This is a genomic window from Pseudomonas sp. NPDC088429 (assembly GCF_044753305.1).
Lineage (GTDB): Bacteria > Pseudomonadota > Gammaproteobacteria > Pseudomonadales > Pseudomonadaceae > Aquipseudomonas > Aquipseudomonas rustica.
This window is the reverse complement of the sequence record NZ_JBIVMX010000028.1, coordinates 36,407-53,056: the sequence shown is the minus strand read 5'-3', so window position 1 is coordinate 53,056 and position 16,650 is coordinate 36,407. Positions and strand designations below refer to the sequence as shown.

5 protein-coding genes and 1 pseudogene are annotated in these 16,650 nt (G+C 55.2%); 4 read left to right on the top strand and 2 right to left on the bottom strand.

What is annotated here, in order from left to right; translation table 11 throughout:
* Positions 1–85: 85 nt before the first annotated feature.
* The 3 genes from ACIP66_RS15855 to ACIP66_RS15845 all read left to right on the top strand — a co-directional run bounded on the left by ACIP66_RS15855 (position 86) and on the right by ACIP66_RS15845 (position 8,325).
* Positions 86–2,020, top strand: coding sequence for a hypothetical protein (locus ACIP66_RS15855; protein WP_400649076.1), 1,935 nt, complete (start codon positions 86–88; stop codon positions 2,018–2,020).
* Between the two features lie 101 nt (positions 2,021–2,121).
* Positions 2,122–4,047, top strand: coding sequence for a hypothetical protein (locus tag ACIP66_RS15850; protein ID WP_400649074.1), 1,926 nt, complete (start codon positions 2,122–2,124; stop codon positions 4,045–4,047).
* Between the two features lie 288 nt (positions 4,048–4,335).
* Complete coding sequence (locus ACIP66_RS15845) at positions 4,336–8,325, top strand: autotransporter outer membrane beta-barrel domain-containing protein (RefSeq protein WP_400649072.1); 3,990 nt, start codon at positions 4,336–4,338, stop codon at positions 8,323–8,325.
* Between the two features lie 93 nt (positions 8,326–8,418).
* Here ACIP66_RS15845 and ACIP66_RS15840 read toward each other — a convergent pair whose 3' ends face one another.
* On the bottom strand, positions 8,419–11,700 hold the full coding sequence (locus tag ACIP66_RS15840; RefSeq protein ID WP_400649071.1) for an Ig-like domain repeat protein: 3,282 nt from the start codon (positions 11,698–11,700) through the stop codon (positions 8,419–8,421).
* 535 nt (positions 11,701–12,235) lie between these two features.
* On the opposite strand from ACIP66_RS15840, the pseudogene ACIP66_RS15835 reads away from it, so the two are divergent.
* Positions 12,236–12,600, top strand: a pseudogene (locus ACIP66_RS15835) (DUF6124 family protein).
* A 415-nt stretch (positions 12,601–13,015) separates the two neighbouring features.
* Here ACIP66_RS15835 and ACIP66_RS15830 read toward each other — a convergent pair.
* Entirely contained in the window at positions 13,016–16,648 is a 3,633-nt protein-coding gene (locus ACIP66_RS15830; protein ID WP_400649069.1) for a hypothetical protein, read from the bottom strand.
* Positions 16,649–16,650: the final 2 nt, after the last annotated feature.

Genomic DNA, 16,650 nt, shown 5'->3' with positions numbered 1-16,650 from the left:
AACCTGCCCTCGCGCATTAAATGAAGCCATGCAGTGACGGCGCAAATCGCGCCGCTCCGCAACTTTCATAAGGGAAGGCCGGGAAATGGACAAGCATGAACATCCTGCCGAGCCGCCGATCGATGGCCTCGCTGAAATAGCTGCCGCGATGGAAGCACCCAAAGTCCCCGCTGTGCTCGATCCGGATGATCCCAGGGGATTGCTGCCGCTGACAGCATTGGGTGACAGGCTGGCGGTGACCTTCGAAGACTTCGGCCAAGGAATGGCACCGGGTGAGCTCGACCTTGTTGAATTGGGTTTTATGCCCAAAGGCGGGGTCTTCAATAACGTCGATGAGCGTTGGTACCCGACCAGCGACCCCATCAGCTGGCCACAAACCCTTTATGTGCCCCGGGATCTTCTGTCGCACGGCGTGTATGAAGTGGCGATCCGCGTCTCCATTTACGGCAGTAATCCGAATCCCGGAGACCGTAAAACCCTGACGATCGATACCAACAAGCCCAATTTCGGCAACAAGCCAGGGGCCGTGATATTCCCCGCCGAATTGGGCGGCACTGTCGACGAAATCTTCTTGGAGCAAGAGGGTGAGGTCAACGTGCTGGTGCCTTGGTATATCGACGCCGAAAGCGGCGATCGGGCAGTGTATTACTGGACATCGGAGCAAGACCCTCCGGACACCGAGACCCCGGTTCGTGAGCAGGAATTCAGTGCCGAAGACATCGCCGCGAAACGCCTGAACATCACGGTGTACGCCGATGAAATTCGTGCTGGTGGCGCGGGTAAACGCTTCCTTTATTACTTCCTCAGAGATCGCGCGGGGAATGAAGGGCGACACTCCTTTCTTTCGCCGATCAATGTTGATCTGACTCCCGCTCCCGGTGCCCTGCCACCTCCAAGGGTTCCGCTGTCCGCCAGAGGTCTGGTGGACCGGCAGCAGGCCCGGGACGGGCTGTTTGTTGAGATCGATCAATACGACCTTGCGGATTCGGCGCAATGGGTCGCGGTTTTCTGGGACGGTATCGCGCTTGCCGAGATTCCCGTGGATCTTGCCGGTTTTCCGTTGAAAGCCCCCGTGCCCTGGCCGGCGTTGCACGACAGAGGCGACGGGCCATTTCGAGCAAAGATTTACTACAAAATAAGGCAGGGAGCGGCGTACGGAAGGCCTTCGCCAGAGATATCGGTCGCAGTCAACCTGACGCTGGCGGGCCAGGATCATGACAAGGCACCCGCCCTGATTAATGAAGACCTCGCGTTGGTTGAGGTGTATGGGGAGCATTCAGCCACCCTCAACACGTTGCTCACTGAGGATCACGGATTCCCGGCCACTGTGTCACTGACGCTGTACGACGCACCCGAAGCGGGACAGTTGCTGGAACTTCACTGGGGCAGTTACACAGGGGCTGTTGCTCAGTACAAAGTTCAGCCTGGCGATGTGGCCGGTCAACCGATCTCCTTTATCGTGCCGTGGCATGTAATCGACAGCGATAAAAAGAATCCGGCCTTGCCGGTGTTCTACACCACCGACAACGGAGTGAATCAGCAACAGTCGCTACCGACCCATGTCAGGGTCGACATTGTCGTCATCGACAACATGAAGGAACCACTGTTTCCCCATGCCGGAAAGGAAGGCGTGCTCCATTGTTGCGCCAGACCCCGATTGTGGGAGGGCGTCACGGTAAGAATTCCCGCCGACCCGAATATCGAGCAGGGCGATACGCTCATTGTTATATGGCAAGGATGCGCGGGGCCCAACGGTACACGTCCTATTCCCGGAACTTACCGGGAAATTGAACACCCGCTGCCGACACGGGTACCTGGCACAGACATCGATATTGTCGTTGCGGATTACGACACGTTGATCGCCCCCATGGTCAATAACGGTTCCGCACTGGTGTATTACAAATTGCGTAAGTCAGGAGGAGGGCGCGGAACGTCTCGACCGGACTTTGTCATCATCAACCGGACTATGCCCAGCGGCGACATCTGTTCGCCAACTAATGATGTGTGTCAGGAAAACTGAAGCAGTTTCAAATCGTGTAATGCAGTGAATGCCGAGTCCGCTTCGTCAATCAGTAGTGGAAGCAAATGACTTGGCGCGTCTATTTGATCAGGAGATCGGTTATGACTTATTTGAAAGTGTTGTCGGCGGCAAAAAAATCTTCTCGCAAACAGTTGAGTGCCTTGCGTAAGTCCTTATTGACAGCCGGTGCGGCGCCGCAAGTTGAAGGGATGTTGGGCCCGATCGCGGGGGACGATATTCACAAGTTGCCAGTTATCCTTCAGGGGAAAGACTGCCCCGTTAAACTAAATAATGTGCAAGTTCCTCCTGGCGCAAAACCCGACGAAACATTTATCTCCCTTTGTAAAGACGGGGTACCGTTTGGGGGATGGGTAGACCTTCCAATGGTGCCAGACAATCCATTTCTAATGACATTGGGCGGAGCCTTTACGACGACGTCAGGGTTGTTCAATTTGTCTTACCAAATCGAATACGGGGGTAATGAAAGTCAATCAGAATCGTTGATATTTTTTATCGATACTACGGCTCCCGGTTTTGGATTACCCGCTACGCCGGGTACTCCTCCGGTTGAAGTTATTGATGGTCTGGTGACACGAGATATTCTGGCTGACCTCGATGGCATCACCATGACGCTTGATGCCCCAGGTGATATTAAGCCAGGTGATATTTACAACGGATATTATGGGAAGAGCGACCCTGGTGTGTCGGTGGGTTTTTATAAAGTCGTCGAAGACACGACGTTGCCCATTAAAATAAAAATTGAAAAAAACATTATCGAAACGATGGGCGAAGGCCAGCATATTTTTTATTGTAAATACGAAGATCGGGTCGGCAATATCGGGCCGTCATCCAATCCGTTTACATTCACTATTCAGCTTCGACCCACCCCAAGTGCTTTGAAGCCTCCAGAGGTTCCACTACATGAAGATGATGATCTGATAGATCTGGACGATGCAGTTCCCTCGTTAGGGGTCGTCATTCCGGTGTTTGATAATGGCATTCCAGGGGACGCCGTTCGCGTAACTTTTGATGGGAAAATTCAACCACTTCAACCTACTGACGGTAAGACTGCGGTGATTGTTGATGTGCCGTTTCTGGATGTGAAGGGTACTGATCCCGGGCCGAAAGACGTAACGCTTACTTACGAGATTGTACGGGAGGGCAAACCCTATCCCGAAGGAACCGCAGTGCCCCTCAAGGTTGACTTGTCTATTGCAGGTCCGGTTAACCCTGAGCCCGATCCGGAGTTGGGCAATCCGAACCTGACAAAACTGATTGTCAAAGGCAGCACCGGCAATGACAAGTTGGTAGAAGCGGACGTGGGCAACGATATTGATATTGATCTGACTATTTACACCGGTTACAAGGACGGCGATATCGTCGATCTTGTCTGGGAAGGCGTTAAGGTGCCACCGCCCAACGGGCAATACGAGGTTGACGGGACGGAGGCCGCAGGATTTAAAATTCCTTTCAAACTGCCCAAGGCAGTGTTCCTGGACAGTGGTAATGGTATTAAGTCAGCGCGGTATGTTATTTCCAACCCAACGGCAAATGGTGACAATGAAAACCCGTCGCCACCGACCGCGGTGGACGCTTATATTATTCCAATCGTCTTGCCAGCTCCCAAGATTCTGAATCTGTACACCAATCCTGCCAATCGCGAGTTCCTTAACTGCAGTTCACTTCGTAGTATTCCGGTGGTGGGCTGGGGTGCCATCGTTAAAGTTGACGGTGATACGGATTTTGCACCGAACATGAAATTAAAGTTCAAGTGGGTTGGTAAGTCCTCGGATCCAGGTGCTGATCCCATTGAGGATTTTCTGTTTGAAAAAGAGCTGAAGGGGCTAGAGCATGTTCTTGGGTTTGAGGTTTATTTGCCGTTCGAAACAGCGCTGAAAACGATCGTCGATGGAGATGGGGAAATCAGCTATGTCGCTGAGATTGATGGCAATGATCGATCGGGAGGGTCACATAAGGTCAGGGTTGTAATGATCAATAATGAAGGTGGTTTCTGCCCTCTTCCTTAAATATTTTGTGTGCATTTTGAAGTTGACAGGCGGGGGGCTTTGTCGTCTGTCAATTTCTTACATTTGCGGAGGTGAATTCTTGCTTAACTTAAGATTAGTCCTACAGAGTAATTACCTGATTCCTTGTATCGTGCGCCCGTCTTAATCATCTGCTTCGTGGGAAGGCTTGTCTTCTGGAAGTTTCAAGGAGGTTTCATGGACGTCTGTACACGTCATTTCTCGTTACGATTGATCAGTAAAAACTTTATCTGGTTAACCTTGGTACCCATTTTTTCGTCAAGTCCCTCAGTGTTCGCAGCGACCTTTATCGAAGCGGGCGAAACGCTGAATATTGATCAGACTACGGCGCAGGACAACTACCTCGCACGCAACGGCGGTGTATTGAATGCCAACGGTGCCAATACGTTCGAGGTGTTAATAAACAGCGGATCCGTTCTTAACGCAGTAGGTGGAACCTATGCCGGACGCTCCGGCAACGCTGGCGTATCCGTCACCAACGCCAGTGCCAGTCTGACCGATGCCATTGTGACGGGTGATCGTATGGGTATGTCGGTCAATCGGGTGGCGGGCAGCCCCACCGGCTCCAGCGCAGTAATCAGTGGTAGCCAGATCACTGGCCGAACGGCAGGGCTCGAAACGTCCGGCGGCAGCACGACCGTCATGACCGATACTCACCTCACGGCCACTGCGGCCACGGGGGTGGGCCTGAATTCCTTTGGGGGAGAAGTGCATGCCAAAGGCGGCAGCATCACGGGTGGTTTGCATGGCATTCGCTTGCGGCCCGACACTCAAGGCATAGGCAACGGCGCCAACGTGATTCTTGATAATGTCCAGGTGCAAGGACAGACCGGCGCGGCGATCCTCGCGACATCCGGGGTGACCTCTCATATTCAAGTGCTTAATTACACACGCCTGCTTTCCGGCAATGGCATCTTGCTGGACGTTCAGGAAGCTTCGAATGTAACGATGGAGGTGGTCGGCAGTACGCTTGAAGGCAAGCTGAACGTCGCTGACAACAGCACGGCCAATCTCGCGTTCCAACATGGTCTTATGGCGGGCGACGTGCTGGTTGGTGAAGCCTCCACCACTGCCCTGCACCTTGACCGCAGCGAACTTCGCGGCAATATCGATATCGCAGATAACAGCAAGGGCGACCTTATCTTCGACCAGTCTCAAATGACAGGCGACGTGTTGGTCAATGACTCGACCGCGACCGTCGTGTTTACCAACGGCAGCAATCTGGAAGGCAACGTCAGCTTCACCGGCAACAGCAGCGCTGGCCTGACCTTCGATCAGAGCCAGATGAAAGGCGATGTACTGATCGATAGCCTGCCCGACACGACAACCCTGAACTTCGCTAACAACAGCAGCCTCACCGGCAATGTGGACGTTGCGGGTGGCAGCCACGTCGATCTGAACTTCGATCAAAGTCAACTCGCCGGCGATGTCCGGGTCGCCGGTAACTCGACGACGCAGATGGCGCTGAACAACAGCACGTTTCTCGGCAACCTGAATATCAGCGATGGCAGCACGGGCCATCTCAACTTCGATCGGGGCAGCCTGGCCGGTACCGTGCTGGTCGATGGCTCTACTGCAACCCTGACCATGGGTAGCGGCAGTGTCCTGGAAGGCAACGTCAATATTGCGGGCAACAGCATTGCTGAACTCGCCTTCGATCAAAGCCGAATGACCGGTGACGTGATCGCCACGGGTGGTTCGACGACAAACCTTTACGTGAGCGCCGACAGTTTATTAACCGGCGCCGTGGACATCGCCGACGGCAGCACTGGCAACCTCAAATTCAATCAGGGCCACATGGCGGGCGATGTGCGGGTCAATGATTCGACTGCCACCGTTGCGTTTGCCAATGGCAGCAGCCTGGAAGGCAACGTGAATTTCACGGGCGACAGCGTTGCTGAACTTACCTTTGATCAGAGCCAGATGAAGGGCGATGTGCTGATCGATGGCTTGCCCGACACGACGGCCGTGAACTTTGCCAACAACAGCGTACTCACCGGCAATGTGAACATCGCGGGCGGCAGCAACGTCGATCTGCGCTTCGATCAAAGTCAGCTCACCGGCGATGTCCGGGTCGCCGGGAACTCGACGACGCAGATGGCGCTGAATAACAGCACGTTTCTCGGCAATTTGAATATCAGCGATGGCAGCACGGGCCATCTCAACTTCGATCGGGGCAGCCTGGCCGGTAACGTGCTGGTCGATGGCTCTACTGCAACCCTGACCATGGGTAGCGGCAGTGTCCTGGAAGGCAACGTCAATATCGCGGGTAACAGCATTGCTGAACTCGCCTTCGATCAAAGCCGAATGACCGGTGACGTGATCGCCACGGGTGGTTCGACGACAAACCTTTACGTGAGCACCGACAGTTTATTAACCGGCGCCGTGGACATCGCCGAAGGCAGCACCGGCAACCTCAAATTCAATCAGGGCCACATGGTCGGCGATGTGCGGGTCAATGATTCGACTGCCACCGTTGCGTTTGCCAATGGCAGCAGCCTGGAAGGCAACGTGAATTTCACGGGCAACAGCCGCGCCGAACTCACCTTCGATCAGAGCCAGATGAAGGGCGACGTACTGATCGATAGCCTGCCCGACACGACGGCCGTGAACTTTGCCAACAACAGCGTACTCACCGGCAATGTGAACATCGCGGGCGGCAGCAACGTCGATCTGCGCTTCGATCAAAGTCAACTCGCCGGCGATGTCCGGGTCGCCGGTAACTCGACGACGCAGATGGCGCTGAATAACAGCACGTTTCTCGGCAACCTGAATATCAGCGATGACAGCACCGCCAATCTGACGCTCAATCAAAGCCAGATGACAGGTGACGTACGGGTCGATGGGTTAAACACAACTGAGTCGGTCACCCTGGAAAATCAGTCGCAACTCACCGGGCGTCTCGACAAGGTCAACAGCGTTAACATCAAAAGCGAATCAAACTGGACGCTGACGGGTAACGACAACATTGGTACGTTGGCCATGAATGGTGGCAGCGTCACGTTTGGCGCTGCCGAGGCAACCAGCACTTATTACACGCTCAACGTCGGCACGTTGGCAGGTACCACCGGTACGTTTGTGATGAAGGGCGATTTTGTCAGCGGTGACAGTGACAAACTCATAGTGGCTGGACAATCGACGGGGACTTACGGGCTTGCCGTCGCGGCCTCCGGGCGGGATGCGGTAGCCCCCGAGCAGGTTGTGCTGGTGCGTACCGGCACCACCGATGGCGCCAGTTTTACGTTGGCGGGCGATCGTGCGGTGGATCTCGGCACCTGGTCTTACAGCCTGGCCAGTCGAACCAATGCCGAGGGCGGCAAAGAGTGGTATCTGGATCCGACTACCGAAGTCATCAGCCCCGGTGCGCGGTCGATTCTGGCCTTGTTCAACACCCCGGTCACCAGTTGGTATGGCGAACAGTGGTCACTGCGCACTCGCATGGGCGAGCTGCGTCTTAACGGCGGACAGTCCGGCGGCTGGATGCGCACCTACGGCAGCCAGTACAACGTTGCTGATGGCTCGGGCGTGGGCTATCAGCAAAACCAGCAAGGGATCTCGCTGGGCGCTGATGCGCGAGTCGGCGACAGTCAGTGGCTGGTCGGTGTGCTGGCGGGGACGAGCAAGTCGGATCTGAATCTCGATCACGGCACCACGGGCACCGTAAAAAGCTACTACGTCGGGCCCTACGCAACCTGGCTGGACGCCGACACCGGCTACTACTTCGACGGTGTGCTCAAGTTCAACCGGTTCCGCAACGAGTCCAAGGTTAACCTCAGCGATGCCACCCGCGCCAAGGGTGATTACGACAACTGGGGCCTCGGCGCTTCGGCGGAATTTGGTCGGCAATTCAAACTCGCCGACGGCTACTTCATCGAACCGTTCACCCAATGGTCTGCGGTGCAAATTCAGGGCAAACGCTACACCCTGGACAATGACATGACCGCCGATGGGGACACCACACGTTCATTGCTCGGCAAGGCGGGCGTTACGGTTGGCCGTAACTTCGAGTTCGGCAAGGCCAGTATTGCGCAGCCTTATCTGCGCATGGCGGTCGCTCATGAGTTTGCGAAGAATAATGAAGTGAAGGTCAACGACAACGTGTTCAACAATGACCTGTCTGGCACACGCGGCGAGTTTGGCGCAGGTGTGGCAGTGGCGATGTCCGAGAAGTGGCAGGTGCATGCGGACTTTGATTACTCAAATGGGGAACATATTGAGAAGCCGTGGGGGGCGACACTTGGATTTAGGTTTTATTGGTAATCGTGTGGTTTAGCCTGTTAAAAAACCGCTTTTCCTTTAAGGGAACAGCGGTTTTTTTGTGCCGTAAATCATGTTGTGTTCGAACGTGCTCCCTTAACGCTCAAATGTGAAGTGATCGAGTAAATAGGCGTCATTGGCGCCACGAATTTCGATGGCGGTTATTCCGGCGTAGGCACCCTCAATTCTTTCCAGCGTCGATGGGCTTTCTGATTGAGTGAAGGGTTTCGAGCCGAGTAGCTCATTTTTTTTGAAAAAGTAGACCGACGTAGAGTTTTTGGTTTGGTTATACCAAAAGCTGACTTTGGAAAACTCTGCTTTGAAGTCCAGGCGAATGGTGGATTGCACGCCGGACGAGGGTTCAAGAAAAAGCACATTGTTTTCCATCTTTCCAGGCTGAGGTGACGGTTTGGGATAAGGCGGAGCAGCTTTGCTTAATGCAATGACCCGTAATGCAGCTTGTTGTGTCAGCAGACGTATTGTCATAAGCGGAGTTTCGATACTTCCACCGAACCCCACTGACTGTTCCGGGACGTTATCGAAGTTTTCCTGGGGGAGTTCAACGGTAAAGGTGCGTGGAGGGGCGGAGATGTTCCCATCGCCATAGAGTGCGCGCGCGGTGAGGCTGTAACGCTTGACGGCCAATGAGCTCATCACTTTGCTCCAGCTACCGCTGTCTGTGACATCTGCGGTTTCGTGTGAAGCGGTACCATCGAGCAACTCGATCCGCTCTCCTCGGGTTGCTGTCCCTTTGACAGTTACCTGTTTATCAAAAGTCTTGCCGCCCTCAGCGATCAGACCTTTTGAATCATGTACTTCGGTAATCGTTGGAGTGACGTAGTCGTAACGCGTTCTAACGGTCAATTCCAATACCGGAAAAACAATCGCTGCCGATTCCACCGTCCCGCCATCGAAGGCAACCTTGCAGATCACCTTCGCCGACGTGGCATGTCCCAATTTCACCAATTCGCTTCTGAGTAACCCTGCATTGAGCCCGTTGCTGACCTGCGCATCAGACATTTCAACGCCGTCGAGCAAGATCACTCGATGGCCTGCGCCGGTGCTTGTTTGCCCCTCGAGTGCCAGCCACACGCGTTGCTTGAGCGCAATTAACGGCCAGACAGACACGCGTGTCGTCGCATCGCCAGTAAACGTCGTCAAGTCGAGGACATTGCCCGTTGCCTGTACGACCAGGGGGCGGGGCAGTTCGGTTTCGGGGTTTTGAAATCCCGAGACCAACAGATCCAGGGTTTGCGAAGGGGTTGGCCGTGAATGACGCTTCACTTCGTATTCAACCTCGACGCGCTTGGAGAGGTTGGCAGCGACCACGGTCGGAGGCAGGTGAAACGCAACGGTGCCACTCGCGTGGCCTGGCAGTTCCAGGTCGTCGGAAGTTCCCGCGTCCGGCGTGCCAAGCCATTTCAGCCGGATGATGTCTTGATCAGGCTTCATGTCGGGATAGCTGACGTTGATGTCGACACCCTTCAATGCATCCATCGGGTTTAGTGTGCCGTCAGCGGCCTGAATAACGGTCGGTGCAGGCAAAACGCCGACCTGTTCGCCGATCAGCAGGTCGAGCGTCGTTGAATATTCAAACTGATTTGTTGCCGCGCGCAGCAAGGTATAGCGCACCTTGACTGTCTGCCCGATATTGGCGTGTACGTATTGAGCTGCGACCCGAAAAGGTACGGGTTTGCCCACAATCAATGTTCTAATCGGTATCCAGTCGGAAGTACTGGCACCGGGGCCAGTCCAATAGTAGGTGAGGATGTCATCCTTGTGCGTTCCGGGGAAATTCACCAGTACGGTGACGTTGTCGCTGACGTTGTCAGGGTCGAGCACGCCGTTGATTGCCTCCGGAACTTGGGGCGCCGGCAGTGTCGCGTGAATGGCTTGAACCTTGGCCAGCAGCCGATCGGACTCGCTCACGCCATACAGCGTCACGTTGTCATTGCTCACGCGATAGGACAAATCCAGGCTGCCGCCATCAAGCACCTTGATATGTTGGTGCTTGATCTGAAAGGTAATGAGCTTCGCTTCGGCTTCATTGCTGCTGACCGTGTGTTGTTCTTCATGCGGGTAAGGCGCGCCGTCCGCTTGAGTGCCCAGCCAGATCAAGTTGATGAAGTCGCCGTTGGCCATGCCCGGATAGCGGACATCCACAGTCGCCAGCGGGGTATCCGGTTCGAGCGTATCGCCGATCAGCTCACGGATCGTCGGCTCCGGTAGCATCACCACCGCCCCCACCACATCGGCGAACGTGCGCTTGGACGACAACGGCGGGCCACCACTGTTTTTGCGCAGCACATAAGAAGCATCAGCGCGGCCCATGGCAATGGCGCGGACATCCTCGTAGGGCACGTCTATTTCCACAATGCTCGGGACAGATTCGATCGTGCGCGACTCGCTGTGAATCAGCGGCTGGCCGCTAAACGGCGTGCCGATCCACGTCATGGTCAGCGTATCGCCCCGCGCGAAATCCGTACCCGCTACACGCACCTGAACCGTGACCGGCTGCTTGTTCAGATCCTTGACGGTAATGATCCCGTTGATGGCTTCTTTGATGATCGGCGCGTCCAGTCGCCAGGCACCGGCGTCCACGTCGATGTGGGTGCGCTTGGAATGGCGCACCGCCCAGTTCCAGGTTTCATCGTAAAGGTCGTATTTGATCTCCAGCTTTTTGCCATCGCCGCCCGCCAGAATCGCCTCCTGATCAACCACGATGACGATCGGTTGCAGTCGGTCGACATGCGCCTGGGTGACCCGATAAGGGGTCAGCGCGACACTGCCCCAACGCAGCAAAATCGAGTCGCGCAGGGTCATGTCCGGGTAGAACGGAATCGTCACAGGCACACCTTTTTCCGCCCATGCGGCATCGATGACACCTTGGTCGACCAGATCCGGGGGCAGTTGCACAATCTTCAATTCCGAGTGGCCATCCGGCAGATGCGGTTCCCGGTCGCGCCCGCCCGGTCGAAAGAGTTTGACCAGCAATCGCAAGGGCACAGAAGGATCGTCCGGCACCGTTGCACCGGCGCGAGTCAGTTGGTAATAACACTGCTCGACCCAACCTGAGGCCAGACCATCGACGGGCAGGAAAAAGTACATCGGCTTATCGACGTCGCCGGGCTCGACGATCCTGCGGAAAATCACTTTGGTTTCCCAATAAATGTCATGGGTGTCGCCAGCGCGCATGCCCAGATACGGATTAATCAAGCAGAGCAAGCCTTCGGCATGGTCACTGACGACGGCAATATTGATCCCGCCATCGCCCTCGACAATCGGCTGCACCATGCCCGCGATCAGTAAGGGGCGCAGGGTAAACGGCGCGTTTTGGTCATCGCAAGGCGGGAACAGAAAGGGCGAGTGGCTGGGCATGGCAAGCTTCCTTGCTGGGGGAGGGGGCGATCGTTGGCAGACGCGCCGGGTCTTGTGATTGAGCCTTACGGGTGGCGGGTTGGCTACTGTCAGATCTGACAGGGGCGGGGTGGTTTGAGACGAACGGTCGGTGGGGGTGGGGCGAAGTCTGTCGGACGGTTCGCCAAATCGCATAGGCAATGAGCGCCGTTTAATGTGCGCGTTTAAAAGACACCGGGTGTTACGTCCTGAAGCCCACAAAACGTTGCGCCATTGCCTACGCGTAAGACAGAATCCGCCGGCTTGTGCGTCTTGGGGCGGGTCGGTAACGTTGATCGGGTCACTGATTTCCAGTGATCGGGCTTAGCGGCTCGGTATGTTCTCGGTTGCATAGGTCTTACCAGACAGGCATACGCCTGAGCTTGATGGTGGCTGTGCGCTTGGCACCTTCGGGTGCGCCGGGTTTCGAGAACTTACCGGTCCGCTAACTTGCGCACAGCTGCCACCCCTATGCTTAGCGGCGAGGAGGAAGCGGCTTTATAGAGGTAAGTTCTTTATTTTCAAGGTAACGCCAAACCCGCCGGCCACCGATCCGGCATCGCCCTACGAATCCCCCGAATCAAAGAAATTCCACGAAGCCGCCGAGCGCGCCCTCGACCACTACCTCGGCCCTCCAACTGCCGAAATCATGGCCGCACCGTATGTGTCCAATCGTTTGTTCATGGTTAACCCAGCCAGCGCAAACGAACCTCTATTGGCCGACGCCAGTGAGAGCCTCGGTTCGGCTTGCGTAATGATTACGACTTGGCGGGGATGCTTGAAGGCACTCATCGCAGGACGTTGTTAGGGATTGCGCAGGTTGTGATGCTTGGCGAACTAGCCGTCAATCAGGTATTGGATAATCTGGTTCCGGTGGGTTAGGTCTGGTTGCGGCGAAGTCGTTTACCCCGCCAACATTCTGATGTGGGGACAGATTTATTGTCTGAAGATAAATCTGTCCCATTTTTATTTAGTATTCATCTACGCTCGCTGTTGGCTTCGCAACTTCTTGCGGGCTGGATTTGAGAGAAGGGCGACTGCTCTGTTCATTCGCTCAGCGCAGGCGTCCTTTCCCTCAGTGCTTACCCGGACGTGTCCGCGCTAGAGTTTGGTACACAATTTATGAAGTTACGCCAGCTCACCCGCTCCTCGATCCATTATCATCCTGCAAATGATCTGAATAAAAATAAATCTCAGTAGGTCACGGTGCTTGGTATCATATTCGTATCGGATTGATTAAGTTGCTATAAATTAATGGAAAATTTGTTGCCTATGCTCACGGGGTGGCTGTTTTTTTTCAGCTCCAGATAATATTTGTGACTGCAATGCCGTTAATTCTTTCGTTTGCAATGTAAAGCTTAAATCTTGAGCAACCGCCGTCATGTTCAAAAGTAAGGGTCTGGGGTATTTCGAAGGGCGCTATAATGAGGTTTTCTTGATGAATTAAGGCATGTGATTGGTTGTAAAATCCTATTTCGTTTGTGGCGTCTAACGATTGTCGGTAAGTAATGCTTATTTTTCTCGCAGGGCCCCCAAATTCATATTCAGTAATAGTGTACGCACCGGTAGCGAGCATCTTTCCTAACTCTGGTGCCGAATGCGGTATATAAATTTCGGACTCGGTTGCTTGTGTTGTCAATTTAGTTACAGTGAATGTCAATCCACTGGAGAGTTTCCATGGAGCATCGAAGGGTATCAAACCTAGTGGTAAAAGAGCCCAATTCTCTGATCCAGACACGGCTTTTATGATCGTGAATGTTCTAGCTGAAGACACCGGTTCAGATTCATAGAGAGCTTTAGCGGTGAAGTTATGCACGGCCACGCCCAAGTTCCTGACCGTCGCTGTCCAGATCCCTGTCTCCACACTGGCATGCGGCTTGTCTTTGGAGATCGTGCCATCCAGCACATCGACCTTTTGTCCTTTGCTCGCCGTCCCGGTGATCGTCACGCTGGTATCAAAGGTTCTGCCACCCTGTGGAATCTCGACACCCTTGCTGTCCTTGATTGAGGTGATAGTCGGCGTGACCAGTGGCGTGACGATGATTTTCCACTCGGCTGACTCTAGACCGGTGCCGTACTGTGCGACAGCAGTAAGTTTGCATTCACCCTGTACCAGTCCGATCAAATCCCGGTTCCAGTTGCCCTGGTCATCTGCTGTCGCAGAACCTCCAGTGCTGACACCGTTGTTGTAAATCAGGATGGTCTGATTGCGAGCTGCGGTGCCGCTGACCTTGACGTTGGGGTCGACGGTGAAGCTGTTCTGGGGAATTGCGATGCCTTTGGAGTCTTTGATCGAAGTGATCGTGGGTTTTAGATCTTCCACCGCCAGAATTTTATAGCGTTTAACCGGGGCGATAATCGCGTCTGTTTCTGTTGGGCTCAAGCTCAGCGCAGCTTTGAAGTGCAGCTCCAGATCCGTGCCATCCGCCAGATCCTTGATGTCGTTGTAAGCCAGCGTGTGGGCATATCGGCCGCTGTCAATCCAGTTCTGATTAACATTGGAACTCGGCCACGGCCACACGTCCAGATTCAACGCTTCGCCGTTATTTTTTTTACCCGTGAGAGTCAGCTTGACTCGCTGCTGCACGGCAATAAACGCCCAGATTCCCGAGACAATCGTTGCCCCCGCCGTTACCTTCGACAGATCCAGTACCAAGCCCTCGGCTTGTTCGATGCTGATTTTGTCCAGTTCGGCTGCCGGCAATGGCGTCACCGTTACCGTCAACGGCAGCGACGGAATTTTGTTGCTGCCCAACGTCACTTCGTACGAGAGCGTGAACGTTGTCGAGCCGTTGCCGATGTTCGCGGCGATGGCTTCCGGCCCAATCAAAAACTCGATGCTGCCGCTGCTTGAACCCTGTTTGGCCGGGATGATTGGCGAACCTGCTCCGGGTTTGCCGACCACGGTCAGTTGGATGGAGTGGCCGTCGTTCATGCCGGTGTAAGCCACGATAACTCGGGCACCCGTGATCGCGTCGAGTGGCGCCAGCGTCACACTGGCGCCGGTTCCTGAAGCCTGCGGGAGCCGGGCGACGGGCAACGGATTCTCAAGCGCGTTGCCGACACTGAATTGCAGCGCATTCGAATAACTGGTTGTGTTCGTCTCCGCACGCCAAATCCGGTAACTGGCGGTGATCCTTTTGCCGCGGTTGGGCTCGATGTGTTTGGCGACGAACGCGGCGTCAAGACGGAAGTTCACATCCTTGCCTGCGGAAAGCGAGCTGAGCGTGATCGAGCCTTCTTCCTTGCCGCTAGCGTCGCCGATCCAGGTGTACGTCACCACATCCCGAGGTTTGGTCGGATTGATGGCCGCTTTCGGCGCGGTCAATTGGCTGGTGCCGTTGGGCAGATCGTTGGGTTCCAGCGCACCATTCTGCTCGCCGAGCACCAGCGGTGCGACGAGTTCCAGTGCCGGTTCGCCTACGGTCAATTGCGCAGCCTTGTGCGATTCTCGACGCTGGATGTCGCCGTTGTCTTTTTCGCTCAGCAAGGTATACGACAGATCCAGTTGGCCGCCCTCAAGGGTCTTGAGGTGAATGCCGTCAACCGTGATAGAAAAGCCTTGCGGGTCGTCAGCTTCACCTTGACTCGGGAAGTACCACTCCAGTTCGGGATCGTAGGTGCTTCCGTCGGGACGGTAGCCGCGCCAATTGAGTTCGATCGCCATGCCGACCTGAATCGCCGGGTCGAATGGAATCCGGATGCGCGGGGCGGGGAGGTCGGGGTTGATCGCGCCTTGTTGGGCATCCTCGGCAATCGGTGCCGCCAGGCGATCCGTCTCGCCTTCGATCTGCACGAACTGGTTTTTCGAACGCAACGGCTCGGTACTGCCGCTGCGCGCCAGCGTGTAGGAAAAAATCACTTGGGTCTTGACCAGTCTGCGGGCAGCCGCATTGTTCAGCAGCAGTTCATAAGTGTGAGGCAGATTGTCGATTGTCTGGGTGGGTGCCTCTACCTCAATCGCCTCACCCTCAACGCTCGTGCCACGCATTTTCAGGTGGATGATGTCCCCGAGTTTGAAGCTTGGGGAACTGGCCCAGACTTGAATCGTGAGGTCTTTATTGCCCAACAAATCAAGGTCGATCTTGTTGTTGAAAGCGTCTTTGGCGATCGGGGCGGTCAGCGAAACGGTGCCGATTGAAACGGTGATGCGCGTCTCTGCGCACCAGTCTTCCGATTGATTGCCGACGATGTCAGTGACCAGAAAGGTCACCGCCAGACCCGCGACGTCGGTATCGCCGGCCTCCTCGATGGTGACTTTGTCGACCATGATGGTGATTGGAAGATTGGCGGGATCGCTGATCTGCTCGGCGCTCAGCGGCGGGGACGCGAGCAAAATACCGCCCCAGCTCAGCGTTATCACATCGCCCACAGCGGCATCGGGATAAGGCGCGCCGCTGCCTGACGAGGCACGAATGACAATCGGCACACCGGCCTCGGCGATGTCCTTATCAACGCCGCCAATGACGATTTCCGGCGGGATGTACATGAAAAGGTTGGAATGACCGGGTTCAGGATCAATGTCTTGCCCACCCGGGATTTCAATCTTTACGTAGATTCGGGTGGGTGGCGTCTGGGTTTCGGCCCCCTGATTCAGCCGGGTGACGCGGTACGTCAGGGTATGCGAGCCCGTCTGCAAATGGCGGGGGGCTACAAATAGCGTCACGCGTTGGCCCACATCGGCGTCTTTGGCGATGGTGAGTTGATCAACGACATTGTTGCCGTTCAACAACAACTCGACCAGATCCCCCTTGCCCATGCTGGACCATGGATGCAGAAAAATCTGCAGGCCTTTTTCAGGGAAGACCAGCCATGCCGCCGCACGATTGATCCCCCATTCCCCGGAAGGCAACACCGGTTGGGTGCGCGTTGGGATCTCCAACTCGCGCAGGATCAGCGTGGATGTTCCTCTCGGCGGTTGGACAAGCATCC

Bases quoted from the DNA above. Each gene is read 5' to 3' on its own strand.
- ACIP66_RS15855 (WP_400649076.1), top strand. From the start codon at position 86: ATGGACAAGCATGAACATCCTGCCGAGCCGCCGATCGATGGCCTCGCT.
- ACIP66_RS15850 (WP_400649074.1), top strand. From the start codon at position 2,122: ATGACTTATTTGAAAGTGTTGTCGGCGGCAAAAAAATCTTCTCGCAAA.
- ACIP66_RS15840 (WP_400649071.1), bottom strand. From the start codon at position 11,700: ATGCCCAGCCACTCGCCCTTTCTGTTCCCGCCTTGCGATGACCAAAAC.
- ACIP66_RS15830 (WP_400649069.1), bottom strand. From the start codon at position 16,648: ATGCTTGTCCAACCGCCGAGAGGAACATCCACGCTGATCCTGCGCGAG.